Below are 25,689 nucleotides of genomic sequence, written 5' to 3' on the forward strand. Positions count from 1 at the left end.
AATGACCCGTCGTACCGATCAACTCAAGCTCGGCGCCTTTCTCGCCAACAGCGGCCATCATCTCGCCGCCTGGCGTCATCCCCTGGGCCAGGCCGATGCCAGCCTGGATTTCGAGCACTTCAAGGCGATTGCCGAAACCGCCGAACGCGGCAAGTTCGACGCGCTGTTCGTCGCCGATGTGGTTGCGCTCTGGGGTCATCATCACGATGCCCTGAGCCGCTGCGCCCGGGCCGAACACTTCGAACCGCTGACCCTGATGTCCGCCCTCGCGGCCGTCACCCGCCATATCGGCCTGATCGCCACCGCGACCACCAGCTACAACGAGCCCTACCATATCGCCCGCAAGTTCGCCTCCCTCGACCACCTGTCCAAGGGCCGCGCGGCCTGGAACCTGGTGACTTCGGTGGTCTCCGACGAGGCCTGGAATTTCGGCCGGGAAAGCCATATCGACCACGGCGACCGCTATCAGCGCGCCGAGGAATTCCACGATGTGGTCAAGGGCCTGTGGGACAGTTGGGACGATGACGCGTTCGTCCGCGACAAGGCCAGTGGCCAGTACTTCGATCCAAGCAAGCTGCACACCCTGAACCACCGCGGCGAACACTTCTCGGTGCGCGGCCCGCTGAACGTCGCCCGCCCACCCCAGGGCCATCCGGTGCTGGTCCAGGCTGGGGCTTCGGAAGCCGGCAAAACCCTGGCGGCGCGGGTGGCCGAAGTGATCTTCGCCGCCCACCACGACCTGGCCGGGGCCCAGGCGTTCTACCAGGATATCAAGGCCCGGGCCGCCGACTTCGACCGCGACCCGGACCATATCAAGATCCTTCCCGGTATCACGCCCTTTATCGCCGATACCCGCGAGCAGGCCCAGGCCCTGTTCGAAGCGTTCCAGGCGCTGATCGACCCGGTCCTCGGCCTGCGCCTGCTGGCCGATACCCTCGGTGACGATATCGACCTGAGCGGCTACGACCTCGACGGCCCATTACCGGAGACCCCGGTCGGCCAACGCGGCAGTCGCCGGGACAAGGTGCTGGAGCTGGCCCGCCAGGAAAACCTCAGCATCCGCCAGCTGTACCTGCGCTTGGCCGGCGGCAACCCGGTGATCGGTACCCCGGTCGATATCGCCGACAGTTTCGAGGCCTGGTTCCAGGCCCGGGCCTGCGACGGCTTCAATGTGTTCTTCCCCTACTACCCGGGCGCCATCGAAGTGTTTGTCGACCAGGTGATCCCGTTGTTGCAGGAACGCGGGCTGTTCCGCCGCGAATACGAAGGCCGCACCCTGCGGGAAAACCTCGGGCTGCCGCGTCCGGCCAACCGGTTCAGCCGATCATGAGCGGCGAGCGCCCCATCGAGGGTAGGATGAGTGAATTCGGGCGGCGGGTCTGCGCCCCTTTGACGGAGCCCGTGCATGGCCCTTGAGTTCAGCTGGCAGTTGCCCTTGTGCGACACCGACGGTACCACCTCCTGGGCGCGCCATCCCGCGCAGTGGATTCAACTGGCCCAGGCCGTGGAATACGCCGGCCTTGATGGGCTCTGGGTGCCCGGTGGCGCGCAGTGCGCTGACAGCCTCGGCGTGGCGGCGACCTTGTGCGCCCACACCCGTCGGGTCCACCTGACGGTCAGCGTACCGCCCGAAGTCATGTTGCCGGCGGCCCTCGCCGCCACCGTACAAAGCCTGCAATCGATCAGCGCCAATCGCGTGCGCCTGCACCTGCCCGACGGCGAACAAGGCAGCCTGCGCCAGGTGTTCGGTGAATGGCTCAACCGTGACCAGCGCCATGAACGTATCGGCGAGTACCTGGACATCCTCACGCAGCTGCTGGCCCCCGCCGGCAGCGAGTTCCACTACAACGGACGCTACTTCCAGCTGGAGAGCGCTGGCGTCGCGCGGCGCCAGCTCCCGGCCCCCCCGATCATCCTCGACGACTCTCAGGACAGCGCGCTGATCGCCGGCCATGCCCGAACCTGCCTGCTGCGCAGCCGGGTGCCGAACCCACTGCAACAGGAGATCCAGCGCTTGCGCGCCGATGCCCCGGGCCTTGGCTTCGTCTGCTCCTTCGGCCTGCTGTTCAGGGACACCGAGGAGGAAGCCTGGGAAGCGGCGGCCGCCCACCTGGAAACCCTGGGGATCAAGCCCCCGGACAGCGCCCCGTCGTTGCTCCGGCTCACCCGCGAGCACCAGCCGGTGCGGCACTTCGAGCTGCACCCCAATCTCTGGCAACCACGTGCCGATCAGCCGGTGTTTATCGTCGGCACGCCGCATCAGGTCGCTACCCGGCTACAGGAGCTGCACGGCCTGGGCATCGAACAGATCATCCTGGTCGGTCAGCCGGCAGTGCATGAAGTCCTGCGCTTCGGCGAACAGATCCTGCCGTTGCTTACCGCCCAAGGCCTGCGCAAGGAGCGCACCCAGCATGCAGAATGATCCACGCCAGAACATCGAGATCGACTGGTTCCTGCCCACCAACGGCGACGGTCGCCACCTGACCAGCAGCGGCCTGCCCAAAGTCGGGTTGTTCCAGCAGGGCGAACGAGCGCCGACCCTCGACTACCTGCGCCAGATCGTCCGCGCCGCCGAATACGGCGGCTTCGACGCGATCATGGTGCCCACCGCCAGCGGCTTCGAAGATCCCTGGCTGATCACCGCGGTGCTGGCCCAGGAAGTGCGGCGGCTGAAATTCCTGCTGACCTTGCGCCCGGGCCTGGAGCTGCCCGCCTACACCGCCCATCGCGCCGCGACCCTGCAGTTGCTCAGCGATAACCGCCTGGCTCTGCATGTGGTCAGCGGCTCCAGCCGTTTCGAGCAGCGTTCGCTGGGGGATTTTCTGGAGCACGATGAACGTTATGCGCGGACCGCCGAGTTTCTCGAAGTGTTCCAGGCAGTCTGGGCGGGCAACGGCCAGCCCCATCACGGACGCTACTACCGCAGCGTCAACGCCTCGCCGATTGCCCCTGCGGCGCCCGCCCCGGCGATCTATTTCGGCGGCGCGTCCGAGGCCGCGGAACGGGTCGGCGCGGCCCATGCACAGACCCACCTGATGTGGTGCGAGCCGCCCTTGCTGATTGCCGAGCGTATCCGCCGGATGCGCGAACTGGCGGCGGCCCAGGGGCGGACCTTGCGCTTTGGTTTGCGCCTGCATATTTTCGCCGCGCCCACCGACGATGCGGCCTGGGCCCATGTCGAACGGTTGCTGGCGGAGATTCCCAAGGACGCCATCGACCGCGCCCAAGTACAGATGGCCGCGTATGAGTCCGTCGGGCAGACGCGCCAGACGCGCTTGGCCGAAGGTCGCGGGCGCGGTGCCCGGGAGCTGGAGGTGTCGGCCAATCTGTGGGCTGGTGTGGGTCTGGTGCGTGGCGGTGCCGGAACGGCCCTGGTGGGGAGCTATGAACAGGTGGCGGAACGGATCGAGGAGTATCACCAGTTGGGCGTCGACAGTTTTATCCTGTCGGGCTTTCCACATCTGGAAGAGGCGATTCATCTGGGGGCTGAGTTGTTGCCGCTATTGCGGCGTATCTCAAGCAGGAGCGTCGAGCAGCGCACGGTCCTGTAGGCGCCCTGATTGGATCTTCGGTCGTATGCAAACTCTCGGTTCGACACCGTCCTGTAGGAGCCGGGCTTGCCAGCGAAGAGGGCCTTGAGATCGCCACAAGCTTCGCGGGCAAGCCCGGCTCCTACAGGTTTGTGGTGTTTTCAAAAAGGGGATCAGGGCTTGGCGCGGCCCTTGAGCATGCCGTGATTGACCAGCAAGGTGCGCATGGCATTACGGGTAATGCCCAGCAGTTCGGCGGTGCGCAGCTGGTTGAAGCCGCAAAAGGCAAACGCCTCGCGCACCAGCAGGTCCTCGATATCATGTAACAGGGTTTCCCCCGGCACTTCGAACAGGCGCAGCAACTGCTCGCGAATCACTTCCTGGGGGACCCGCGACACGCCTGTACTGCTCGCCACATGCCGGCCACTCAAACCTGCGGAAAACTTCAGGTGTTCAGGCCGGATCGGCTTGTCGCCGGCCACCAGCAAGGCCAGGTGCACGACGTTTTCCAGCTCGCGGATATTCCCCGGCCAGGGATACTCGAGCAGTGCCTGGGTGGCCGCCTCGGAGAGCATCGGCTCGGCAATCTTCAGCCGTTGGCTGTAGAGTTTTCGAAAATGTTCAACCAGCGGCAGGATATCCAACGGGCGCTCGCGCAAGGGCAGGACCTGCACCTGGGCCACGTTGATCCGATAAAACAGGTCGAGACGGAAATTACCCGCCTCCACCGCCTGCTCCAGGTCGATATTGGTCGCCGTCACCAGGCGGATATTGATCTTGATCGGCTTGCGCGAACCGACACGCACGATCTCCTGCTCCTGCAGGGCACGCAGCAGCTTGACCTGCAACGGCAACGGCAGATCGCCGATCTCGTCGAGAAACAAGGTGCCGCCATCGGCCTCTTCAAACCAGCCGACCCGACGCCCCACCGCACCGGAAAACGCCCCGGCTTCGTGGCCGAAGAATTCGCTTTCGGCGAGGGTTTCGCTGATGGCGCCGCAGTTCACCGCGACAAAAGCCCCGGTCCGCCCGCTGGAGGAATGGATATAGCGCGCCACCAGTTCCTTGCCGGTGCCGGTTTCGCCATTGATCAGCACCGGTGCGTCACTGGGACCGACGCGCTGCAGATAGTCGAGCAACTGCCGCGAGCGCGGATCGGCGAAGACCAGCGCCTTGGCCCGTATCGACAGGGAATCCTTGTCGCCCCGGGGCAAGGTCAGGATCGGACTGGGCAGCCCTTCAAGCGTGCTCATGAAAATGCACCGCGACGTCAGAGCTTGGCGATCGAGACTTCGGTGGATTTGACGAAGGCGATTACTTCACTGCCTACCGCCAATTCGAGGTCGCGTACCGAACGCGTGGTGATCACCGAGGTGACAATCCCCGACGCGGTCTGCACGTCGATCTCGGACAGCACCTCGCCAATGAGGATTTCCTTGATGACGCCGCGGAATTGGTTACGAACGTTGATCGCTTTGATCGTCATGGGGTTGTTTCCTTTTCGTGGTAGGCGGTGCACCTGGGCTTCAGGTGCTGGAGGCTAAAATGCGCCAGCCCTGCAACTTATAAAAGGAATTAATAATCATGATTTTATTCGATTAAGATATAAGAAAGGGAAAGCCCGCAGGTTTCATTGAGTCGTCACCCCAGAGGTGTAAAATCGATATCCCAGCGCGGCGGCCCATTAAAGTCCCCTGCGCCCCTGCGGAGAGCGCATGAAGAAGGTTATCGCGTTGGTATCGGGCTTGCCCCTGATGCTGGCGCTGAGTGGTTTTACCACCCGGCAACACCCAGGCGACCAGGTCACGCTGGACGACTACACACGCCACAAGATCGAGTTCATCGAAACCCGGATCCTCAAGCACGCCGGCCATGAGCAGGGCGAACGGATCAAGAATATCTCCGCCAACTTCCTCGGCACGCCTTATGTGGCGCATATGCTGGTCGGCTCCGCGACCGCGCCGGAACAACTGGTGATCGACTTCCGCGGCCTGGATTGCTTCACCTATCTGGATTACGTCGAGGCCCTGCGCAAATCCGACAGCCTGCCGCGCTTCGTCGAAAACCTGGTGCGCACCCGTTACGCCGAGGGCAAGGTCAGCTACACCGAGCGCAGGCACTTCTTCACCGACTGGGCCCACACCCAGCCCCTCAATGCCCGGGATGTGACGACCCAGGCGAGCCCCAGGGCGACCACCGTCACCAAGATCCTCAATGCGCAAGGGGACGGCAGCGGCGGCACGCTGATCCCGTCGGTGGGCACGGTCAAGCGCGCCATCACCTACATCCCCAGCGAGTGGATCGACGACGCCGTGGTCAGCCGCCTGAAAACCGGTGACTACATCGGCATCTACACCCCGGCCGAAGGGCTCGACGTCACCCACACCGGCATCTTCATCATGACCGACAAAGGCCCGGTGCTGCGCAATGCCTCCGCCCGCGAAGCCAACCACAAGGTGGTGGATTCGCCGTTCATGGATTACGTCAAGAAAACCCCGGGCATCGTAGTCCTCAGGGCGATCTGACCACCTCGCCCGACGACGTCAGGCCACTGGCGCAGATAAAATCGATGAACGCGCGCAGCTTGGGTGTCAGGTAGCGACTCGACGGCCAGACCACCTGCATCTGTAGGGTACGCAGGATCCGTCCCGGCAGTATCGACTCCAGCTCTCCGGCCGCCAGGGCCTCGCGCACGGCGAACTCGGGCACGCAGGCAATGCCCAGGCCCTGCCGGGCGCTATGGATCAGCATGTCCAGGTTGTTGCAGACCATGGTCTCCGGCACCTTCAGCTCGGCCCCCGCGACCAGTCCCTCCAACGGCCACTTCTCCAGCTTGCCGGTGGAGGGCATCCGATAATGCAGGCACTGGTGCTCCAGCAGTTGCTCCATCGCCTGCGGATAGCCCCTGGCGGCGAAATACCCCGGTGCGCCGACCAGATGAAACGCGAAACTGCCCAGCTTCCGCGCCATTAACCGCGAATCGTGCAGTTGCCCGGTACGCACCACGGCATCAAAGCTCTCCTCGACCACGTCCACCAGGCGATCGGTGAAGTCCAGCTCCAGGCGGATTTCCGGGTACTCGCGCATGAACGACGACAGCTGCATAAACAGCACATTGCCCTGCAACGGCAGGCTGATGCGCAACTTGCCCCGTGGCGCATCGCTGGAGCTGGACAGTTCCTGCTCGGCCGCCTCCAGTTCGTTGAGCACCCGCCGGCAGCGCTCCAGAAACAGCGCGCCTTCAGCGGTCAGGTTGAGGCTGCGGGTATTGCGATGGAACAGCCGCGCACTGAGCTTGTGTTCCAGGCGGGCGATGCTTTTGCCCACGGCCGAGGCGGACACCCCGAGCAAGCGGCCGGCGGCGACAAAGCTGCGACTTTCGGCGACCTGCACGAACACGGTGATGCCATTGAGCTTATCCATCACTCATTCCCTTGATTAAGGACAAAAAGGTCCGTGTAGCCCGGAATTGTAACTTCTTTTTCCCTGATCGGCCCCGCCCTACCATCGATCCATCAGCTTGACCCATCCACCACCCGGGGCCCGATATGACCGTCAACGAACCACTACGCTCACTGCAATCCCTTCGTCCTGTCGAGACAACCCGCCTGGCGTCGCGCATCGACGCCGTGCTCGAACAGACCCTGCATGACCGGCGCCTGGTCGGTGCCGTAGTCCTGGTCGCCCATCGCGGACAGTTGGTCTATCAGCGCGCGGCCGGCCTGGCCGACCGTGAGGCCAGGCTGCCAATGCACCTGGACGCCCTGTTTCGCCTGTCCTCGGTCTCCAAGCCGATCACCTCGGTGGCGGCCCTGGCGTTGATCGCCCAGGGCCGTATCAACCTGGACGACAACATCACCCACTGGCTGCCGCACTTCAAGCCGACCCTGGCCGACGGCACGCCGGCGTTGATCACCGTACGCCAATTGCTGACCCACACCGCCGGTTTCACCTACGGTTTCCTGGAGAGCGATCAAGGCGGCCCTTATCTCGAGGCCGGCGTCTCCGACGGCATGGACCGTACCGAACTCTCGCTGGAAGAAAACCTGCATCGCCTGGGCCAGGCCCCGCTGCTCTACAAACCGGGGAGTCAGTGGGGCTACTCGATTGCCACCGATGTGCTGGGCGGGGTAATCGCCGCCGCCCACGGCACCTCGCTGGCCGAGGCGGTGGAGCAGTTGGTCGCCCGCCCGCTGGGCTGGCGCGATAGCGGGTTCCGGGTGACCGACGTCGACCGCCTGAGCCCGGCCTATCTCAATGACCAGCCACAGCCACGACGCATGCAGGGGCTGGAAGTGGTCCCGGTGTTTGAAGGCACCGCCGGCATCCGCCTGGACCCGGACCGCGCCCTGGACACCCAGGCCTATGACTCCGGCGGTTCGGGCATGGTCGGCAGCGCCGGGGAGTTTCTCCAGCTTCTGGAAACCCTGCGCAAAGGCGGCGCGCCGCTACTGCCCAAGCACCTGGTGGCGGAAATGGGCAGCAGCCAGACCGGCGACCTGGAGCTGGCCAACTGGCCGGGACGCGGCTTCGGCCTCGGCTTCACGGTACTCAAGGACCCGTCTGCCGCGCAGACCGCCGAATCCGTCGGCACCTGGCGCCTGGGCGGTGCCTACGGACACTCCTGGTTCGTCGACCCGGCCCAGGAGTTGACGGTGGTGGCGTTTACCAACACCGCCTTCGAAGGCATGTTCGGGCAATTCACCGTCGACCTCTGCAACGCGGTCTACGGCCAGTAACACTGTGCCGGCCCCTGTTCGCGGGGGCCGGGATGCACCGGTTCATACCCAATAAAGACGGTTTGCCCAGCACCCCGCGACCAACAATGTCTGCATAGCCGTACCCCTCGCAACATTGCCTGCCAGTTCGCTACGCCATTGACGAGTGTGTTTTGACAAGGGAGCACGCCCGAAACGCGCAAGCGTTGTCGAGCGCGCCATGACTTTATGGGATGGGGATCGGATCATGAACAAAGCAGAGCTCTACCACACGCATGTACACAGCAAGCTCGACTCACTGACCGGAATACGCTTTCTCGCCGCGGCGATGGTGTTCCTGTTCCACGCGTCCCTGACGCGGATCATCGGTTTCAACCCCTATGCCGACACGCAGGTGATCGAGGTCTTCCAGCGCACCTTCAGCGGCGGCGGATGGCTGGGGGTGTCGTTCTTCTTCGTGCTCAGCGGCTTTGTCATCGCCTGGTCGGCGCGCAAGGGCGACAGCCTGGGCAGTTTCTGGCGACGCCGGCTGCTGAAAATCTTTCCCAACCATATCGCCACCTGGTTGCTGGCCATGGTCCTGTTCGCCGTACCGACCGCCAGCGTGGCGATCTGGCTGCCCAACCTGTTGCTGGTGCATGCCTGGATTCCGCGGATGGACACCTTCCTCAGCGTCAACGGCCCGTCCTGGTCGCTGTGCTGCGAACTGCTCTTCTACCTGCTGTTCCCATTGGCGCTCAAGCTGGTCTGGAAGATCGCCGAGGAGCGCCTGTGGTACTGGGCCTGGGCGATGGTCGCCGGCCTGGCCCTGACCCAGCTCGCGATACGCCAGTGGGCCGCGGCCGCGCCGCTGATCAATGAGTACCCGATCTCACTGATTCAGTGGTGGTGGGCCTACTACTTCCCGCCGGCACGCCTGTTCGAGTTCGTCCTGGGAATGCTCATGGCGCGCATCCTGATGGCCGGGCGCTGGATCGACCTCGGCGTGCCCCAGGCCTTCGCGCTGCTGGCCGCCGGCTATGTGGCAGGCATGTGGGTACCGTTCCAGTACAGCCTGAACCTGGTCACCCTGGTGCCGGTGGCCGCGTTGATCACCGCCATCGCCGCCAGTGACCTCAAAGGCCACAAGAGCCTGCTCAACAGCGCCTGGATGGTCTGGCTGGGGGAAATCTCTTTCGGTTTCTACATGATTCACCTGCTGATCATGACCGTCATCACCCAATTGCTCGGCGGGCGCCTGTTCGACAACGGGACCGCCAGCCTGATCGTCGCGGCGACGTTCGCCCTCTCCGTACTGGGTGGCTGGCTGCTGTTCAACTTCATCGAGCGACCGGTCATGCAGCGCTGGGGCAGGCCCGGCAACACCAAGGCACTGGGCAGCATGGCGCAGGCCTGAACCCGGGTCGTCATTCACACTTTCAACAGGAAGCCATGCTCATGGACTCGATCAGACCCCGGCGCTCGGGCCGCCCTCTCCTGCTGCGCGCCAGCCTTGCCTGCACCATCGTCGCCGCACTGGTGGTCGTGCTGCGCGGCAGCCCCTCGACCCTCGCCAAGGCCGCCGTGGCACCACCGGCCGCCGAGGTCGACGTGGCCATGGCCCTTTCGCAAGCGGTGACGGACTGGCAGGAGTATTCAGGCCGCCTGGAGGCCGTGGAAAAGGTGGTGATCCGTCCGCTGGTCTCGGGCACCGTGGTCGCCGTGCACTTCAAGGACGGAGCCCTGGTCAAGGCCGGCGACCTGCTCTTCGAGATCGACGCCCGGCCCTACACCGCCGAAGTGGAGCGGGCCCAGGCGCAACTGGCGGCGGCCAGGTCGCGCGCCGTCTACACCAGCACCGATCTGGGCCGGGTGCAGCGCCTGATCAGCGCCAATGCGGTAGCCCTGCGCGAGCTGGACCAGAAGCAGAACGCCGCCAGCGAAGCCGCGGCCGAGGTCCGGCAGGCCCAGGCCCAGCTCGACAATGCCCGCCTGAACCTCGCCCATACCCGGATCAGCGCGCCGGTCAGCGGGCGCATGTCGCGGGCCCTGGTCACGGCGGGCAATATCGTCAGCGCCGGTGAAAACGCCGCGCCGCTGAGCACCCTGGTGTCGTTGTCGCCGATCTATGCGGCCTTCGATGTCGACGAGCAGACCTTCCTGCGCTACCTCAACCACGGCACCGGCCCTGGCACCACGGCAGCGGTACCGGTGATGCTCGGCCTCGCCAATGAAACCGACTATCCGCGCCAGGGCAACCTGGCCTCGCTGGACAACCAGCTGGACGTGCAGTCGGCGACCCTGCGGGTACGGGCCAGCTTCGACAACACCGACGGCCTGCTGCGCCCCGGCATGCTCGCCAGGATCAAGCTCGGCGGCGGGCCGCCGCACCAGGCGGTGCTGATCGACGACAGCGCGATCGGCACCGACCAGGACAAGAAGTTCGTGCTGGTGGTCGGCGCCAACGACCGGGTCGAGTATCGACGTATCAACCCCGGCAACCGGGTGGGCAACCTGCGGGTCGTCGACGCCGGCCTGCAGGCCGGCGAACGGGTGGTGGTCAACGGCCTGCACCGGGCGCGCCCCGGCGATACCGTCAAGCCGCTGCTGGCGCAACGTGCGGACGCAGGGAGCGGACAATGAGGTTTTCGCGCTTTTTCATTGACCGGCCGATCTTCGCCGGCGCGCTCTCGACCCTGATCCTGCTCGCCGGGATCATCGCGCTGTTTCGCCTGCCCGTCTCGGAATACCCTGATGTGGTGCCGCCGCTGATCGTGGTCAACGCCCAGTACCCCGGCGCCAATCCGGCGGTGGTGGCGCAGACCGTGGCCGCGCCACTGGAGGAGCAGATCAACGGCGTCGAGAACATGCTGTACATGCAGTCCCAGGCCAACAGCGACGGCAACCTCACCCTCAGCGTCACCTTCAAGGTCGGCACAGACCCGGACCAGGCCCAGCAACTGGTGCAGAACCGCGTCTCCCAGGCGCTGCCGCGCCTGCCGGAGGATGTCCGGCGCCTGGGGGTGGTGACCATGAAGTCGTCGTCGACCCAGACCCTGGCCATCCACCTGGTCTCGCCGGATGACCAGTACAACGCCACCTACCTGCGCAACTACGGCATTCTCAATATCAAGAACCAGCTGGAGCGCATTCCCGGGGTCGGCGAAGTGCGTATCTGGGGCGGCGGCGACTATGCGATGCGCATCTGGCTGGACCCGCAGAAAGTCGCCCAGCGCGGCCTGAGCGCCAGTGAGATCGTTGCCGCGATCCGCGAACAGAACGTCCAGGTCGCCGCCGGGGTGATCGGCGGGCAACCCATGCGCACCGACGTCGCCCAGCAACTTTCGGTCAACACCCAAGGCCGGCTGAAAACCGAAAAGGAATTCGGCGATATCATCGTCAAGACCTCGCCGGGCGCCGCCGTGACCTTTCTGCGCGATGTCGCGCGGATCGAACTAGCCGCGTCGGACTACGGTTTGCGCTCGCTGGTCGACGGCAAGCCGGCGGTGGGCTTCGGGGTGTTCCAGATGGCCGGCGGCAATGCCCTGGCGATCTCCGACCAGGCGCGGGAAATCATGCGCCAGGCCAAGGCCGACATGCCCAGCGGGGTCGATTATCGGATCGTCTTCGACCCGACCCAGTTCGTGCGCTCCAGCATCCTGGCGGTGATCCAGACCCTGCTCGAATCGACGCTGCTGGTGGTGCTGGTGGTGATCCTGTTCCTGCAGACCTGGCGCGCCTCGATCATTCCGCTGCTGGCCATGCCGGTCTCGATCATCGGCACCCTGTCGCTGATGCTCGCCTGCGGCTTTTCGATCAACGCCCTGTCGTTGTTCGGCATGGTGCTGGCCATCGGCATCGTGGTGGACGACGCCATAGTCGTGGTGGAAAACGTCGAACGCAACATCGCCGCCGGACTCAAGCCCAAGGCCGCCGCCTACAAGGCCATGGACGAGGTCAGCAAACCGATCATCGCCATCACCCTGACCCTGGTCAGCGTGTTCGTGCCGCTGGCCTTCATGCCTGGGCTGACCGGGCAGTTCTACCAGCAGTTCGCGATGACCATCGCCATTTCCACGTTGATCTCGGCGTTCAACTCCCTGACCTTGTCCCCCGCCCTCTGCGCCCTGCTGCTGCAGGCTCATGACAGCCCCAAGGACCGCCTCAGCCGTGGCATCGACCGACTGCTGGGGCCGCTGTTCAACCGTTTCAACCGGTTCTCGGCGTGGGCCGAACGCGCCTATGGCAACCGCCTGGGCCGAGTCATCCAGCGCAAGAGCATGACCCTCGGCCTGTACGCACTGCTGCTCGGCCTGACGGCCTGGCTCGGGCATTCGTTACCGGGCGGCTTCGTCCCGGCCCAGGACAAGGAGTTCCTCGTCGGCCTGGCGCAATTGCCCAATGGTGCCTCGCTGGAGCGTTCCGAACAGGTGATCCAGCGGATGAACGAGATCGCCCTCAAGCAACCCGGCGTCGCCCATACCCTGGAGTTCCCGGGGATGTCGGTCAACGGCCTGATGAACTCGTCGAGCGCCGGGATTATTTTCGTCATCCTCGAACCCTTCGCCAAGCGACATGACCCGCAGATGAGCGCCGGCGCCATCGCCGCCGCGCTGAACCAGGAGTTCGCCGGCATCAAGGAGGCCTTTACCGGCGTATTCCCGCCGCCCCCGGTGCTCGGGCTAGGGACCCTGGGCGGCTTCAAACTGCAACTGGAAGACCGCGGCGCGCTGGGTTTCGAACAACTCAATGATGCGGTTCACGCGTTCCTCAAGCAGGCCGCGCAGGCGCCGGAGCTGGGGCCGATGTTCTCCAGCTACCAGATCGACGTGCCACAGTTGAAGGTCGACCTGGACCGGATCAAGGCCAAGCAGTCGCAAGTCTCCCTGACCGATGTGTTCGAGACCCTGCAGATCTACCTGGGCTCGCTCTATGTCAACGACTTCAACCTGCTGGGCCGGGTCTACCAGGTACGGGTGCAGGCCGACTCGGAGTTCCGCGCCCACGCCGACGACATCGGCCAGCTCAAGACCCGCAACGCCGAGGGGCGCATGGTGCCGCTGGCCAGCCTGGTGGAGGTCCACCCCACCTACGGGCCGGAAATGGTCGTGCGCTACAACGGCTACACCGCCGCCGACCTCAATGGCGGGCCCGCCCCCGGCTATTCCTCGGGCCAGGCCCAGACCGCGGTGGAACGCATCGCCGCGCAGACGTTGCCCAAGGGAGTCAAGTACGAATGGACCGAGTTGACCTACCAACAGATCATCTCCGGCGACGCCACCCTGTGGATCCTGCTGATCTGCATGCTGCTGGTGTACCTCGTACTCGCCGCCCTCTATGAAAGCCTGCTGCTGCCGGTGGCGATCCTGCTCATCGTGCCCATGGGCATCATGTCCGCGCTGCTCGGGGTCTGGCTGACCCAGGGCGACAACAACATCTTTACCCAGATCGGCCTGATGGTGCTGGTGGGCCTGGCCAGCAAGAACGCCATTCTGATCGTCGAATTCGCCCGCGAACTCGAACAACAGGGGCACGGTATCGTCCGCGCGGCCATCCAGGCCAGCCAGTTGCGTTTGCGGCCGATCCTGATGACCTCGATCGCTTTCATCATGGGCGTCGTGCCCCTGGTGCTGTCCACCGGCGCGGGGGCCGAGATGCGCCATGCCATGGGCATCGCGGTGTTCTTCGGGATGCTCGGGGTGACCCTGTTCGGCTTGCTCTTCACGCCCCTGTTCTATGTCGGATTACGCCTGCTGGCGAGCCGTCGGGCCGCGCCGCCAATACAGCGATCCGTGCCGGGTATTGCGGAACCCGAGGTCCGCTAAGAAGGGACCAGCAGCCTGTTTTTCGGCGTTCGCGCCCGCCCTACAGTTATTTCCCATCCATGAAACGTGAGAACACCCCATGACACGCGCCGTGCGCTTTTATCAATACGGTGGCCCCGAGGTGCTGAAGATCGATGACATCGATGTTCCTGCCCCCGGGCCCGACGAGGTCCTTATCCGGGTCAAGGCCATCGGCCTGAACCGGGCGGAATCGATGTTCCGCAGCGGCCAATACCTGGAGCAGGCCGAGTTCCCCTCGCGCCTGGGCTATGAAGCGGCGGGCATCGTCGAGTCGGTGGGTACCCATGCCGGACAGTTCGCCGTGGGCGAGCACGTCAGCCTGATCCCACCCTCCTCGATCGCACGTTGGGGAACCTATGCCGAGTTGGCCGTGGTACCCGCCGCCATGCTGGTCCGGCACCCCGCCTCACTGTCCTTTGTCCAGGCCGCCGCGGTCTGGATGCAATACGTCACCGCCTGGGGCGCGCTGGTGCATGTCGCGAAGCTGCAAGCGGGCGAGTTCGTTCTGATCACCGCGGCCTCGAGCAGCGTCGGCCTGGCCGCGATCCAGATCGCCAACCAGCTCGGTGCGATCCCCATTGCCGTCAGTCGTACACGGGCCAAGGGCCAGGCGTTGCTCGACGCCGGCGCGGCCCACGTACTGGCCAGCGAACAGGAGGACTTCCTCCGGCAGGTCGAGCGGATTACCGACGGCAAGGGCGCCCGGGTGATCTTCGATCCGGTGGGCGGTCCCTTCCTGGAGACACTGGTGGACGCCGCCGGCGAAAGCGCGATCGTTCTGATCTATGGTGCGTTGAGCTCGGCGCCGACGCCTTTCCCGCTGTTCAAGGTATTGGGCAAGAGCCTGGCCTTGCGCGGTTATCTGTTGCACGAGATCAGCTCCCGGCCCGACCTGCTGGACGCGGCGAAGGCCTATGTCATCGCCGGTCTCGAAGCCGGGACGCTGAAACCACTGATCGCCAGGACCTTCGACTTCGAGCAGATCGTGGACGCCCACCGCTACCTGGAGTCCGGCGAGCAACTGGGCAAGGTGGTGGTTTCACTGGAGTCCGGATCATGAAAATCCTCCATCCGATCTACTTCCTGGCCCTGGGCCTGTTCGGCGTCTACACCATCGAATTCGGCGTGGTGGGCATCCTCCCGGTGATTATCGAGCGCTTCGCCATCAGCGCCTCCCAGGCCGGCCTGCTGGTGGGACTGTTCGCGCTGATCATCGCGGTGTTCGGCCCGGTGATGGTCTTGCTGCTCTCGCGCTTCAACCGCAAGAAAATGCTCACCCTGGCGCTGTTCGTGTTCGCCGGCACCAGCGTGCTGTCGGCCTATGCACCGAACTTCGAATCGCTGATGGTCCTGCGTATCATCCCGGCGCTGTTTCACCCGGTGTACTTCTCGCTGGCGTTCGTCGCCGCCACCGCGCTGTACCCGCCCGAGGAATCGACGCGGGCCGCGGCCAAGGCGTTTGTCGGCACCAGCATGGGCATGGTCCTGGGGGTGCCGCTGACCACCCTGATCGCCGCGCAGTTTTCCTATGAGACTTCGTTCCTATTTTGCGCGGCGGTCAACTGCATCGCCGGCCTGGGGATCATTGCGCAATTGCCGGATGCCCCGGGCAAGGCGAACGCGTCCTACAAGGAACAACTGGCGATCCTGCGCAAGTTCCCGCTGTGGCTGAATATCACCGCCTCGACCCTGATCTTTGCCGCGATGTTTTCCGTGTACAGCTACTCGGCCGAGTACCTGGCCAAGGAAGCAGGAATGAGCGCGCAGTGGATCAGTATCCTGCTGGTGGTGTTCGGTATCGGTGGGGTCGCCGGCAACTTGTATGCTGGCAAGCTGATCGGCCAGAACATGGTACGCACCACCCTGCTCCATCCGATCCTGCTGGCCGGCGCCTATGGCCTGCTGTACATGTTCGCCAGTCCGTCCCTGCCGACCATGCTGCTGATCGTGCTGATCTGGGGCGCGACCCATACCAGCGGGCTGATCGTCACGCAAATCTGGCTCACGTCCGAGGCACCGGAGGCTCCGGAGTTCGCCACCGGTATCTACATTTCCTTTATCAACCTGGGCGTGACCATCGGTTCCACCACCGGCGGCTGGTTCCTTGCGCGCCTGGGCTTGCAGGGCACCCTGTACAGTGGTTTCCTGTTTGCCGCGCTGGCCGTATTGGTCATTGCGGTAAAAGTGCTGTTCTTCAGCGGCGCTTCCGACAAGGAAAGCGCCCCCGTCGCAGCAGACTGACTGACTCGATTCAATATGGCCCGCACGGATGGGGGTTGTTTCTTATCCGTGCGCGGCCGTTTCGAATCCATCTTCCCAAACAAGGATCTCCAGGATGGAAGCCTTTGGGGCGACCGCCGGGATGAAACTTCCATCGAGAATCGATCGAGGCGGCATGACTACCTTTCCTGTGCAACCCTCTTCCTGTGATTGGTCCGAACGCCTGGACACCCCGGACGCAGCCCTGTTCGACTGGGAGAACCTGCGTCATTACGTCACCTTCGCCCGCACCCAATCACTGAGCAGCGCCGCCAGGGAACTGGGGGTCGAACATGCAACCGTGGCGCGGCGCATCGCCGCGCTGGAGTCCTCGCTGAACCTCAAGCTGGTGGACCGACGCAAGCGCAATTACGAGATGACCCCCTTTGGCCATCGCATCGCCGAAATCGCCGGCCGGATGCAGAAGGACGCCAAGGCCATTGCCAAGATGGCCCTGTCGGTACGCACCGAAATGGTCGCCGACCTGAGCGTCAGCGCCCCGCCCCTGCTGACCTCGGAATTCATCGCGCCACACCTGGGACGCCTGCGCCAGGAACATCCCTCGATCAATGTCAGCCTGCTGATGCAGGACGATATCGGCAACGGCGGCAACCCGGAACCGGACCTGATGATCCGCCTGTGCCGGCCGACCCAGATGGACCTGGTGGCGCGCAAGTTCGGCACCGTCTCCTTTGGTCTCTATGGCAGTTCGCACTACCTGGCCACCCATACCCGCGAGCAGTACGAATACATCCTTTACGACGAAAGCATGGAACATTCGCGGCAACAGGTGTGGCTGCGCGAAATCGCCGCTGAGCGCCCCGTGGTCCTGCGGGCCCGCAGCCTGGAGGTACAGGCATCGGCGGCGCGGGCGGGCATCGGCATGGCCTTGTTGCCCAACTTCTATGCCCGCAAGGACCCGATACTGGAGAAAGCCCAGCTGAATTGTTCGGACTTGATGATTGATATCTGGCTGGTGGTCCACGAAGATATGCGCAAAGAAGCGCCTATTCGGTCACTGATGGACTTCCTGGTCAGCTGTTTTCCGACCGAGGCATTCTTTTAATTGCCTTTTGTGTGCCTCAGTAGTGCAATTTGCAATTAACACAAGGTGAATTTTTTAACACCCTGGGGCGAACACGGGGAGTTTACAAACAATCCCGTAGATTCCAGTATCAACGCCAAGAACAAGAAACAGATTTCCCCGAGCGCCGAAACCCATGCCAAGGTTTTCGTGACTCGCCCTCCGGACACGGTACACACCTCTCCGGCCGGGCAATAATTTAATAATAAAAAAGCGCCAACTTCCCAGACTCATCGCGAATAAGCGATGCGTGCGGAAGTGTCCGACGCGGAATACACCCTTGATTTTTTCCGTTCAGGCCTTCATGGCCCATGACGTTTGCCGTTTAAAAAAACTTGCCCAAGAACCCCAGAATGACGGGACTGTTACGACTGACAAACCCAGGATGCGCTTGCGTGCGCCTCTGGAGTTTTACAGAGAACCCACAGAAGGAATTGAATCATGAGCCAAGTAAAGATCATTGATGTAACGCTCCGTGATGGTGGTTATCGTAATAACTTCGCCTTTACTACCGACTATGCAGCCAATGCCGTGGGGCATTTGGCGGACGTGGGTGTCAACCATGCGGAAATTGGCTATTGCAATGGCTCTTTCGTGCGCAAGAAAGAGCACGGCCTGAGTAGCTCGGTCAGCCCCTTGTATATCGATTCGCTGCGCCGCGCGGCCCATGGCCAGTTGGGACTCTGCGTCATGGTGCATCCGCGCAACGTCACCGAAGCCGACTTTGAAATGCTCGCCGAACAGGGCATAGGGATGATCCGGGTGTGCCTGCGCAACGAACAACTCGAACCGGGCCTGGCGACCCTCAAACTGGCCAAGTCATTCAACTTCCAAGTCAGTGCCAACATCACCCATATCACCACCCAGACACCGGGCATCATCACTGAGATGGCCTTGCGGTCCGAGGGCGCCGGGGCCGATATCATCTGTTTCGCCGACTCCAACGGCAACATGATTCCCGATGACGTGGAACGCCTGATCAGCCGGATTTCCCGCCGGGTCCATGCGCCCCTGGGTTTCCACGCCCACAACAACCTGTCCCTGGCCCTTTCCAATGCCATCGCCGCCATCGATGCCGGGGCCGAGTACATCGACACCTCGATCTGCGGCATGGGCAAGGGCGCCGGCAATCTGCACCTGGGCATGTTTATCGCCTATCTGGAGCGCATCGGCAGCGGCCGGGATTATGACCTGGTCAAGGCCCTGCAACTCTCCGAGTACACCGCGCAAAGCGTACCGCTGAGCAGCCTGCCCGCACCGCTGATGGACGTGATGCTGGGCGCCTACAACCTGCCCTTCGATGTCCAGCAGCGGCTGGAAGACACCATGTCCCGATTGCAGATCAGCTCGACCTTCCAGGCCCTGCGGGCCATGCACGAGCAGGACCTGTTCCAGCGTCATGCCCTGCGCCCGACGGTGATTTCCCGACCCAGTTTCCCGACGCACCTGTCCGCAGAAGGAAAAATGTGATGAACACCCTGCCTCCAACGACATCCCCACCCCGACCGGCGCGGCACCGGGTCTGCGTACTGCCCGGCGACGGCGTCGGCGTCGAAGTGGTCAACGCCCTGCTGCCGATCTTCGACGCCCTGCAACTGCCCATCGAACTGGATTTCGGCCAGATCGGCTGGGAATGCTGGCGCCAGAACGGCGACCCCGTGCCCGCCGAAACCTGGGCGAAAATCGCCGCCGCCGACGCCACCCTGCTCGGCGCCATCACCAGCAAGGGCTTGCACGAAGCCGAGGCCGAGTTACCTGCGGCCTTGCGCGACACGGGGCGGACCTACGTGTCGCCGGTGATTCAGTTGCGCCAGCGGCTGAGCCTCTACGCCAATGTGCGTCCGATGACCGATGTGCTCGGTGACAACCGCTTCCGCTTCACGGTGATCCGCGAAAACACCGAGGGGCTGTACGCGGGACTCGACTTCGCCAGCATCCCCGCCGAGTTCGAACCCTTGCTCAAGGCCAAGGAACTGGCGGGCGCGCCCTGGACCCGCGCCAGCGCCGACGACGCGACCATGACGGTGCGGCTACAGACCCGCGCCGGCCTGACCCGCCTGTTCAAATTCGCCTTCGAGTACGCCCGTCGGCACGACTATCAGCGCGTCACCCTGGCGGACAAACCCAACGTGCTGCGCTACAGCGGCGCATTCGCCCGGGAAATCCTCGAAAACGTGGCCGCGCAGTATCCGGATATCGCCTGGAATATCGACAACGTCGATGCCGTGGCGCTGTGGATGATCCGTCGTCCGGAACGCTTTGGCGTGATCGTCGCGGAGAACATGTTCGGCGACATTCTCTCCGACCTCGGGGCCGGGGTCATGGGCGGCCTGGGCTTTGCCCCCAGCGCCAACATCGGCGATGCCGGGGCCTACTTCGAACCGGTGCATGGCAGCGCGCCGGCCCATGTCGGCCAGGACAAGGCCAATCCCAGCGCGATGTTCCTGTCCCTGGCCCTGTTGCTCGAACACCTGGGCTACGGCGCCGAGGCCTGGGCCATCGAACAGGCCGTCACCCAGGTGGTCAGGCACGACTGCCAGACCTACGACAGCGGTGGCCAGGCCAGCACCGGCCAATGCGCGGCGGCCATCATCCAACGCAGCGTCCTCAACCTTCATTCCCTCACCGCTTCCCTCGACAAGGGCCCGGCCCTGACAAGGAGTCATGCATGAGCCAGTCTTCCCTCTCGGCGTCACAACGCGTCTGGCTGCTGGAACACAGCGCCACACTCGATACCGCATCGCTGAGCGATGCCCTCGACAGTCTCGGCATCGATGCCGGCCTGCTGGGCATCGTCCAGCAAGTGCCCGGCACGCGCTGCAGCGGGTTCGCCTTCACCGTGCTGTACGAACCGGTGGAGTCCGGTGACGGTTTCAAGAACGCCGCCAACTACATCGACGACGTGCCGCCCGGCTCGGTCATCGTTTCCAGCAACGCCGGCCGGCTCGACGCCACCGTCTGGGGCGACATCCTCACCCATGTGGCGGTGAGCCGGAATATTCGCGGCACGCTGATCGATGGGGCCGCACGGGACATCGACACGGTGATCCGGCTCGGTTACCCGTTGTTCAGTCGTGGCCGCTTCATGCAGTCGGGCAAGAACCGCGTGCAGCTCAAGGCCACCCAGGTTCCGGTGCAGATCGGCGGCGTGACGATCCAGCCCGGCGACCTGATCGTCGGCGACGCCAGCGGCTGCCTGGTGATCCCCATCGCCCACGCGGAGGAAGTCATCAAGCGCGCCATCGCCGTGGAAAAGACCGAACGCGACATCATCGAATCCGTCGGTCAGGGCCTGTCACTGGCCGAAGCGCGGCGCCTGCACCGCTATGACCAACCCTGGCTGGCCGCCGAGGCCAAGGCCCCGAGCGCCGCCTGAGCCCACCCACGACGCCTGTCACGCCCCTCATCCAGGAGAGACCCCATGACTTCGAACAATACCAGCGTTATCAAGACCAACCCGATGCGCACCAGTACCAACAAGATCAAGCTGGGGGTGTTCGCCCTCAATATCGAAGGCGGCTGCACCCTGACCACGGCACCGGAGCGGTTGAAGGCCGCCGACTGGAGCGGCAACCTGGAGATCGCCAAAAAAGCCGACAAGGCCGGCCTCGAACTGCTCCTGCCGGTGGGCCGCTGGCGCGGCTGGGGCGGTGCCAGCGACCCGATGGGCGTGTCCTTCGAGACCTATACCTGGGCCGCCGGGCTGGCCTCGGTCACCGAACAGATCGCCTTGTTCACCACCTCGCATCTGTCCACCGTGCACCCGCTGTTCGCGGCCAAGCAGGCGGCGACCATCGACCATATCAGCGGCGGCCGCTTCGGCCTGAACATGATCTGCGGCTGGTATGGCAAGGAAATGGGCATGTTCAACGGTGGCGTGCAGCTGGAGCATGATCGCCGCTACGACCATGCCGATGAATGGCTGAACGTCGCCCGCAAGGCCTGGAGCGAACCGGGCAACTTCGACTTCAAGGGCGACTTCTTCAATATCGCCCAGGGCTTTGCCCAGCCCAAGCCGCTCAACACACCGTTCCTGATGAACGCCGGCGGCTCCGAGCGCGGGCGGCGGTTCTGCGCCGAACATTGCGATGCGGCGTTCCTGATCCTCAAGCACGAGGATGACGATGCCACCATCGCCGCCCAGATCAAAGCCTATCGCGACCTGGCGCGCCTGGAGTACGGCCGCGAGCTGCAGATCTGGGTCTACGCCTATGTGGTACAGAAGGACAGCTTGGAAGAGGCCGAGAAATACCTCGACTACTACGTCAACCAGCACGGTGATGAAGTGGCATTGGACAATGTCACCTCGGAGATCGGCATCCAGAGCGGCATGTTCGCCAATACCGAGGACGCCGAACGTTTCCGCTTCCACTTCAAGGCCGGTTTCGCCGGAGTCCCGCTGGTGGGCACCGCCGAGATGATCACCGACCAGTTCCAGCGCTACAGCGACCTGGGCATCGACGGTATCTGCCTGACCTGGCTGGACTATCAAAGCGGCCTCGACGAGTTCCTCGAGGAGGTGCTGCCGCGCATGGAGGACGCCGGTCTGCGCCAGTCGCACCTGCGCTCGCGGTTGCTCATCGGTGCCGTCGCATGAGTGCCGCCGGCGCATTGGCGCGGGCCCCCGAGCGCTCCCTGGAGGAGACGGCCGAAGACTTCAAACGGGCCATGCGACGCCTGACCAGCACCGTCTCGATCATCGCCACCGGCGTCGGCAGCGCCCGCTGCGGCATGGTCGCCACCGCGGTCAGTTCGTTGTGCACCGAACCACCCTCGCTGCTGATCTGCATCAACCACTCCGCCAGCCTCTATCAGCCGCTGCTGAGCAATCAACGCTTCAGCGTCAACCTGCTCGACGCCACGCAGAGCGCCCTGGTGGGCATCTTCGCCGGCCGACTCAAGGGCCCGGCGCGCTTCGAGCACGGAGACTGGGACCACGCCGACGGGTTGCCGTACCTGCTCGACGCCCAGGCAACCTTGTTCTGCCGGGTTGATGCGCGGCTGAGCTACGCCACCCATGAAGTGATTGTCGGCCGGGTTGAAAAGTCCCTGGTCGGCGAGCGCATCTCCCCACTGCTCTGGCAGGACGGGCAACCGGCACGTTCCCACGCACTGAATCACTGAACCCCTTTTCATACCCTGGATTACCTGGAGGCAACATGAGCAACCCGATCCCTTTCAACGCACCCGGCCATGATGAAAGCCAGGCGATCTTCCTGGTCAATGTCGTGCATGTCTTTGACGGCCAGCAGGACGCCGCCCTCGATGTGCTGCGCTCGGCCGTGGGCTATGTGGCCCAGACCTATCCGTCGTTCCAGTGGAGCCGCCTGTTCAAGAGCATCGACGGCAAGACCGTGATCAACCAGGCGCAATGGAGCAGCAAGGAGGAATTCGACTCGCTGTTTTCCGACGAGCAGTTCATGTCGCGTTATTCGCGCCTGAAAGAGACCGGCACCTGGGAGTTCCACCTGTATCAGGTCAGCGACTACATCCCCGCCGCCACCCTTCCAGCCGCCGCGCTCGCCTGAACCGTCGACGGCCCGCCATTGCCGGATCGCGCGGGCCTGTCGAGCGGCATTTTTCAAATCGGTCTATCAAGGAGAGACACCGTGAGCACTTTTGCTACCCCGCTGACCCGCCTGCTCAACACCGCCAACCCGTTGGTCCTGGCTCCCATGGGAGGGGCCTCGGGCGGACGCCTGGCCGCCGCCGTGTCACGGGCCGGCGGCCTGGGCCTGGTGGGAGCCAGCTATGGCGACCCGGACTGGATGAAGACCGAACTGGCGCTGATGAACGACGTCAAGGAACCCTGGGGCGTGGGCCTGGTGATGTTCACCGTGGCCCGGCGCTTCGAACTGCTGGACCTGGCCCTGTCCTATCGACCCCATGTGGTCGCCTTGTCGTTTGGCGACGCACGTGCCTTCATCGAACCGATCAAGGACAGCGGTGCCCTGGCCATTGTCCAGGTGCACGAGGTCGACCAGGCCCTGGCCGCACTCGACGCGGGGGCCGATGCGCTGATCGTGCAAGGGGCCGAAGCCGGCGGCCACAGCCTGCGCCGGGCCTCGTTTCCGCTGCTTCCGGCGGTACGTGATGCCGTCGCCAAAGAGACGGTGCTGATTGCCGCCGGGGGCATCGCCGACGGCCGGGGCCTGGCCGCCGCCCTGCTGCTGGGGGCCGACGGGGCGATGATGGGCACGCGCTTCCTGGCCAGCGAAGAAGCGCTGCCGTCCAACAAGGTCAAGCAACGGCTGGTCCAGGCCCGCGCCGGCGATACCGTACGCACCCGGGCCTTCGACCTGGTGCGCGGCATCGAGTGGCCCGAGCAATACAGCGGCCGCGCGCTGGCCAACGACTTCACGGCCCGCTGGCTCGGCTTCGAGCAGGAACTGCTGCAGGCGCCGGCCAGCGTCGGCGAGGACTACGCCCAGGCCCTGCGCAACGACAACACCGATGTCCGCGCTATCTGGGCCGGTGAAGTCGCCGACCTGGTCAATGATGTGTTGCCGGCAACCACCATCGTCGAGCAGACCCTGCGCGGTGCCGAACAGGCCCTGCGCGATGCCCGCAAACTGTTTGCCTGACACAACCTGCACGCCCTACAGGAAAGGAATCGATATGAATACTCAAGTACCGGTGCATGTGCAGTTCGGCGAAGGGCCGGAGTTGGTGGTGGTGCTCTCCCCGGTCATGCCGGCCTGGGACGAGGGGCAGTTTTTCGCGCCCTTGACCCGGGCCCTGGTGGCCAAGGGTTACCGCGTGCTGATCTTCGACACGCTGTCGCTGCTGAGCGATGACGCGGATGAGGATCTGGCCCACTTCACCCGACGCTGGGCGGCAGTGCTCGAACCACTGGGCCCCATTGCCCTGCTGGCCGGATCGGCCCTGGGCGGCGCATTGGTGCAGGGCCTGCTGGCCACCGCCGTCGGCGAGCAGACGGCCAAGGCCCTGCTGATTTCCTCGCCCACCCGGGCCGACACTATCCTCGACCGCAGGCTGGGGGCGATGGCCGAGCTCGCCGGAGCCGGCGATGTAGACAAGGCACTGCTGCTGCTCGAACAGTGGGTGCTGCCGGCCCGGCGTCCGCCGATCTCCCGCCCGCCCGCCCAGGGCAGCCCCGACGACAAGCAGGCCGGCCGCCGCCTGGACCGAGGCTTCCGGCTGCTGAGCAAACTCAACCTGGAATCCCAGGTGAGTGCCTGGCCTGGCCGCCTGCTGAGCCTTTTCGGTGAAGACTCGCAATTGGTCAGGGCTGCCAATGTCAGCTTCAGCCCCACCGCGCGGCACCTGGCGGTCAGCGTGCCCGGTGCGGGCATGCGCCCCTTGCAGGACGATCTGGCACGGGTAGAAAACAGCGTGCGCAGCCATCTGGGCATCGATCTGGAGCGCCCCGCATGAATGCTTCCACGACCCAACCCGCACAGTCCAAGTTTATCGATGTGCATTACCACGCCGGCCCCGACGCCTATCTGCGACGCCACAGTGCCATGCAAGCTGGCAGCCACTACGCGGCCCAGGAGGGTTGGGTGGTGCTCAAGAATCACCTGGGTTGCACCGCGGCCCAGGCCTGGGAGGCCCGCGAGCAAGGCTTGCCAGTATCCGGTTCGATCGTCCTCAATGAAATCGCCGGCGGCCTGGACTGGCGGGTGGTGGAGCGTTCCCTGTGCCAGCACGGCGCCCTCGACGTACGCTTTATCGTGCACCTGCCCACCGTGACCGGACGCTCCCATACCAGCCGGCTGGCCCGGACCCTCAGCCATCCGATCCTCAGCGAACGGCCGGTGCAACCCCTGACGGTCAGCGATGACAGCGGCCAGTTGAACGCCGCGACCCTGGACCTGCTGCGCATGAGTCGAGACTACCCGGTGGTGATTTCCAGCGGTCATGCCAATCGTCAGGAGGTGCTGCGGCTGGTGGACGCGGCCGAACGCTTGCAGGTGCCACGGCTGATGCTCAACCAGCCGGCCAATCCGCTGACCGGGATGAATGCCGCGGACTTGCGAGCACTCGGCGACCTGCCCTGGCTCTATATCGAACAGACCGCCCTCACCTACCTGCTCGGTTATCAAGACGAGGGGGACTTCGCCCAGGTACTGCGTGAACTGCCACGGGTGGTGTACAGCTCCGACCTGGGCCAGACCAGCCAGCCGGATATCCGTCAGTGGCGCGACCTCAGCCGGCAGTGGTTCCAGGCATTCGGTCTCGGCCCCGAGCGGATCGCGGCCATCAGCCACGGCTGGCCGCTACAACTGCTCAGCCATTGAGTGACCGGG

The 25,689-nt window shown here is 64.3% G+C and carries 23 protein-coding genes; 20 read left to right on the forward strand and 3 right to left on the reverse strand.

Features of this window, described 5'->3' with window-relative positions:
- Nucleotide 1: 1 nt before the first annotated feature.
- The 3 genes from M5C71_RS15635 to M5C71_RS15645 all read left to right on the forward strand — a co-directional run bounded on the left by M5C71_RS15635 (nucleotide 2) and on the right by M5C71_RS15645 (nucleotide 3,551).
- The gene (locus tag M5C71_RS15635) at nucleotides 2-1,330 is read left to right on the forward strand and encodes an LLM class flavin-dependent oxidoreductase (RefSeq protein ID WP_248768184.1); all 1,329 of its coding nucleotides are present in this window, start codon (nucleotides 2-4) and stop codon (nucleotides 1,328-1,330) included.
- 75 nt (nucleotides 1,331-1,405) lie between these two features.
- Complete coding sequence (locus M5C71_RS15640; RefSeq protein WP_248768185.1) at nucleotides 1,406-2,422, forward strand: LLM class flavin-dependent oxidoreductase; 1,017 nt, start codon at nucleotides 1,406-1,408, stop codon at nucleotides 2,420-2,422.
- Nucleotides 2,412-3,551: an LLM class flavin-dependent oxidoreductase gene (locus tag M5C71_RS15645; protein ID WP_248768186.1), complete on the forward strand. Its 1,140-nt coding sequence runs from the start codon at nucleotides 2,412-2,414 to the stop codon at nucleotides 3,549-3,551. The genes M5C71_RS15640 and M5C71_RS15645 overlap by 11 nt, the downstream gene beginning before the upstream one ends.
- A 152-nt stretch (nucleotides 3,552-3,703) precedes the next feature.
- Here M5C71_RS15645 and M5C71_RS15650 read toward each other — a convergent pair whose 3' ends face one another.
- On the reverse strand, nucleotides 3,704-4,783 hold the full coding sequence (locus tag M5C71_RS15650) for a sigma-54 dependent transcriptional regulator (RefSeq protein ID WP_152741404.1): 1,080 nt from the start codon (nucleotides 4,781-4,783) through the stop codon (nucleotides 3,704-3,706).
- Between the two features lie 17 nt (nucleotides 4,784-4,800).
- Nucleotides 4,801-5,016, reverse strand: coding sequence for a TOBE domain-containing protein (locus M5C71_RS15655; protein ID WP_100941607.1), 216 nt, complete (start codon nucleotides 5,014-5,016; stop codon nucleotides 4,801-4,803).
- 229 nt (nucleotides 5,017-5,245) lie between these two features.
- On the opposite strand from M5C71_RS15655, the gene M5C71_RS15660 reads away from it, so the two are divergent.
- The gene (locus M5C71_RS15660; protein ID WP_103495107.1) at nucleotides 5,246-6,055 is read left to right on the forward strand and encodes a DUF1460 domain-containing protein; all 810 of its coding nucleotides are present in this window, start codon (nucleotides 5,246-5,248) and stop codon (nucleotides 6,053-6,055) included.
- On the opposite strand, the gene M5C71_RS15665 is transcribed toward M5C71_RS15660, so the two are convergent.
- The gene (locus M5C71_RS15665) at nucleotides 6,042-6,953 is read right to left on the reverse strand and encodes a LysR family transcriptional regulator (RefSeq protein ID WP_248768187.1); all 912 of its coding nucleotides are present in this window, start codon (nucleotides 6,951-6,953) and stop codon (nucleotides 6,042-6,044) included. The two genes, M5C71_RS15660 and M5C71_RS15665, sit on opposite strands and share 14 nt — an antisense overlap.
- Nucleotides 6,954-7,078: 125 nt before the next feature.
- On the opposite strand from M5C71_RS15665, the gene M5C71_RS15670 reads away from it, so the two are divergent.
- From M5C71_RS15670 to M5C71_RS15745, 16 genes are all read left to right on the forward strand, one after another.
- Nucleotides 7,079-8,269, forward strand: a complete 1,191-nt coding sequence (locus M5C71_RS15670; RefSeq protein ID WP_248768188.1) for a serine hydrolase domain-containing protein — start codon at nucleotides 7,079-7,081, stop codon at nucleotides 8,267-8,269.
- 226 nt (nucleotides 8,270-8,495) lie between these two features.
- Nucleotides 8,496-9,644, forward strand: coding sequence for an acyltransferase (locus M5C71_RS15675; RefSeq protein WP_248768189.1), 1,149 nt, complete (start codon nucleotides 8,496-8,498; stop codon nucleotides 9,642-9,644).
- A gap of 41 nt (nucleotides 9,645-9,685) precedes the next feature.
- Nucleotides 9,686-10,870 carry an efflux RND transporter periplasmic adaptor subunit gene (locus tag M5C71_RS15680; protein ID WP_248768190.1) on the forward strand — a complete coding sequence of 395 codons (1,185 nt, stop codon included), beginning with the start codon at nucleotides 9,686-9,688 and terminating at the stop codon, nucleotides 10,868-10,870.
- Nucleotides 10,867-14,052 carry a multidrug efflux RND transporter permease subunit gene (locus M5C71_RS15685; RefSeq protein ID WP_248768191.1) on the forward strand — a complete coding sequence of 1,062 codons (3,186 nt, stop codon included), beginning with the start codon at nucleotides 10,867-10,869 and terminating at the stop codon, nucleotides 14,050-14,052. Before M5C71_RS15680 ends, M5C71_RS15685 begins: the two co-directional genes overlap by 4 nt.
- Before the next feature lie 79 nt (nucleotides 14,053-14,131).
- Nucleotides 14,132-15,133 (forward strand): zinc-dependent alcohol dehydrogenase family protein, encoded by a 1,002-nt coding sequence (locus tag M5C71_RS15690; RefSeq protein WP_248768192.1) that lies wholly within the window; start codon nucleotides 14,132-14,134, stop codon nucleotides 15,131-15,133.
- A complete protein-coding gene (locus tag M5C71_RS15695; RefSeq protein WP_248768193.1) occupies nucleotides 15,130-16,314 on the forward strand; it encodes an MFS transporter in 1,185 nt (394 codons plus the stop codon). Before M5C71_RS15690 ends, M5C71_RS15695 begins: the two co-directional genes overlap by 4 nt.
- Nucleotides 16,315-16,468: 154 nt before the next feature.
- The gene (locus M5C71_RS15700) at nucleotides 16,469-17,398 is read left to right on the forward strand and encodes a LysR family transcriptional regulator (protein WP_103495115.1); all 930 of its coding nucleotides are present in this window, start codon (nucleotides 16,469-16,471) and stop codon (nucleotides 17,396-17,398) included.
- A gap of 459 nt (nucleotides 17,399-17,857) precedes the next feature.
- Nucleotides 17,858-18,886: a nucleoid-structuring protein H-NS gene (locus tag M5C71_RS15705; protein WP_103495116.1), complete on the forward strand. Its 1,029-nt coding sequence runs from the start codon at nucleotides 17,858-17,860 to the stop codon at nucleotides 18,884-18,886.
- Nucleotides 18,886-20,088 (forward strand): isocitrate/isopropylmalate family dehydrogenase, encoded by a 1,203-nt coding sequence (locus M5C71_RS15710; protein WP_248768194.1) that lies wholly within the window; start codon nucleotides 18,886-18,888, stop codon nucleotides 20,086-20,088. The genes M5C71_RS15705 and M5C71_RS15710 overlap by 1 nt, the downstream gene beginning before the upstream one ends.
- A complete protein-coding gene (locus tag M5C71_RS15715) occupies nucleotides 20,085-20,792 on the forward strand; it encodes an RraA family protein (RefSeq protein ID WP_248768195.1) in 708 nt (235 codons plus the stop codon). The genes M5C71_RS15710 and M5C71_RS15715 overlap by 4 nt, the downstream gene beginning before the upstream one ends.
- Nucleotides 20,793-20,837: 45 nt before the next feature.
- Entirely contained in the window at nucleotides 20,838-22,013 is a 1,176-nt protein-coding gene (locus M5C71_RS15720) for an LLM class flavin-dependent oxidoreductase (RefSeq protein ID WP_248768196.1), read from the forward strand.
- On the forward strand, nucleotides 22,010-22,540 hold the full coding sequence (locus M5C71_RS15725) for a flavin reductase family protein (protein ID WP_103495120.1): 531 nt from the start codon (nucleotides 22,010-22,012) through the stop codon (nucleotides 22,538-22,540). The genes M5C71_RS15720 and M5C71_RS15725 overlap by 4 nt, the downstream gene beginning before the upstream one ends.
- Nucleotides 22,541-22,575: 35 nt before the next feature.
- Nucleotides 22,576-22,944 (forward strand): antibiotic biosynthesis monooxygenase, encoded by a 369-nt coding sequence (locus tag M5C71_RS15730; protein WP_103495121.1) that lies wholly within the window; start codon nucleotides 22,576-22,578, stop codon nucleotides 22,942-22,944.
- 81 nt (nucleotides 22,945-23,025) lie between these two features.
- A complete protein-coding gene (locus M5C71_RS15735) occupies nucleotides 23,026-24,000 on the forward strand; it encodes a nitronate monooxygenase (protein ID WP_349294014.1) in 975 nt (324 codons plus the stop codon).
- A gap of 34 nt (nucleotides 24,001-24,034) precedes the next feature.
- On the forward strand, nucleotides 24,035-24,814 hold the full coding sequence (locus tag M5C71_RS15740) for an alpha/beta fold hydrolase (RefSeq protein ID WP_103495123.1): 780 nt from the start codon (nucleotides 24,035-24,037) through the stop codon (nucleotides 24,812-24,814).
- Nucleotides 24,811-25,680, forward strand: coding sequence for a DUF6282 family protein (locus M5C71_RS15745; RefSeq protein ID WP_103495124.1), 870 nt, complete (start codon nucleotides 24,811-24,813; stop codon nucleotides 25,678-25,680). The genes M5C71_RS15740 and M5C71_RS15745 overlap by 4 nt, the downstream gene beginning before the upstream one ends.
- Nucleotides 25,681-25,689 lie beyond the last annotated feature (9 nt).

The sequence above is a fragment of the Pseudomonas sp. MWU12-2345 genome (assembly GCF_023242385.1).
GTDB lineage: Bacteria > Pseudomonadota > Gammaproteobacteria > Pseudomonadales > Pseudomonadaceae > Aquipseudomonas > Aquipseudomonas gingeri_D.

Coding starts and splice junctions, on each gene's coding strand:
- M5C71_RS15635 (WP_248768184.1), top strand. CDS start 2: ATGACCCGTCGTACCGATCAACTCAAGCTCGGCGCCTTTCTCGCCAAC.
- M5C71_RS15640 (WP_248768185.1), top strand. CDS start 1,406: ATGGCCCTTGAGTTCAGCTGGCAGTTGCCCTTGTGCGACACCGACGGT.
- M5C71_RS15645 (WP_248768186.1), top strand. CDS start 2,412: ATGCAGAATGATCCACGCCAGAACATCGAGATCGACTGGTTCCTGCCC.
- M5C71_RS15650 (WP_152741404.1), bottom strand. CDS start 4,783: ATGAGCACGCTTGAAGGGCTGCCCAGTCCGATCCTGACCTTGCCCCGG.
- M5C71_RS15655 (WP_100941607.1), bottom strand. CDS start 5,016: ATGACGATCAAAGCGATCAACGTTCGTAACCAATTCCGCGGCGTCATC.
- M5C71_RS15660 (WP_103495107.1), top strand. CDS start 5,246: ATGAAGAAGGTTATCGCGTTGGTATCGGGCTTGCCCCTGATGCTGGCG.
- M5C71_RS15665 (WP_248768187.1), bottom strand. CDS start 6,953: ATGGATAAGCTCAATGGCATCACCGTGTTCGTGCAGGTCGCCGAAAGT.
- M5C71_RS15670 (WP_248768188.1), top strand. CDS start 7,079: ATGACCGTCAACGAACCACTACGCTCACTGCAATCCCTTCGTCCTGTC.
- M5C71_RS15675 (WP_248768189.1), top strand. CDS start 8,496: ATGAACAAAGCAGAGCTCTACCACACGCATGTACACAGCAAGCTCGAC.
- M5C71_RS15680 (WP_248768190.1), top strand. CDS start 9,686: ATGGACTCGATCAGACCCCGGCGCTCGGGCCGCCCTCTCCTGCTGCGC.
- M5C71_RS15685 (WP_248768191.1), top strand. CDS start 10,867: ATGAGGTTTTCGCGCTTTTTCATTGACCGGCCGATCTTCGCCGGCGCG.
- M5C71_RS15690 (WP_248768192.1), top strand. CDS start 14,132: ATGACACGCGCCGTGCGCTTTTATCAATACGGTGGCCCCGAGGTGCTG.
- M5C71_RS15695 (WP_248768193.1), top strand. CDS start 15,130: ATGAAAATCCTCCATCCGATCTACTTCCTGGCCCTGGGCCTGTTCGGC.
- M5C71_RS15700 (WP_103495115.1), top strand. CDS start 16,469: ATGACTACCTTTCCTGTGCAACCCTCTTCCTGTGATTGGTCCGAACGC.
- M5C71_RS15705 (WP_103495116.1), top strand. CDS start 17,858: ATGAGCCAAGTAAAGATCATTGATGTAACGCTCCGTGATGGTGGTTAT.
- M5C71_RS15710 (WP_248768194.1), top strand. CDS start 18,886: ATGAACACCCTGCCTCCAACGACATCCCCACCCCGACCGGCGCGGCAC.
- M5C71_RS15715 (WP_248768195.1), top strand. CDS start 20,085: ATGAGCCAGTCTTCCCTCTCGGCGTCACAACGCGTCTGGCTGCTGGAA.
- M5C71_RS15720 (WP_248768196.1), top strand. CDS start 20,838: ATGACTTCGAACAATACCAGCGTTATCAAGACCAACCCGATGCGCACC.
- M5C71_RS15725 (WP_103495120.1), top strand. CDS start 22,010: ATGAGTGCCGCCGGCGCATTGGCGCGGGCCCCCGAGCGCTCCCTGGAG.
- M5C71_RS15730 (WP_103495121.1), top strand. CDS start 22,576: ATGAGCAACCCGATCCCTTTCAACGCACCCGGCCATGATGAAAGCCAG.
- M5C71_RS15740 (WP_103495123.1), top strand. CDS start 24,035: ATGAATACTCAAGTACCGGTGCATGTGCAGTTCGGCGAAGGGCCGGAG.
- M5C71_RS15745 (WP_103495124.1), top strand. CDS start 24,811: ATGAATGCTTCCACGACCCAACCCGCACAGTCCAAGTTTATCGATGTG.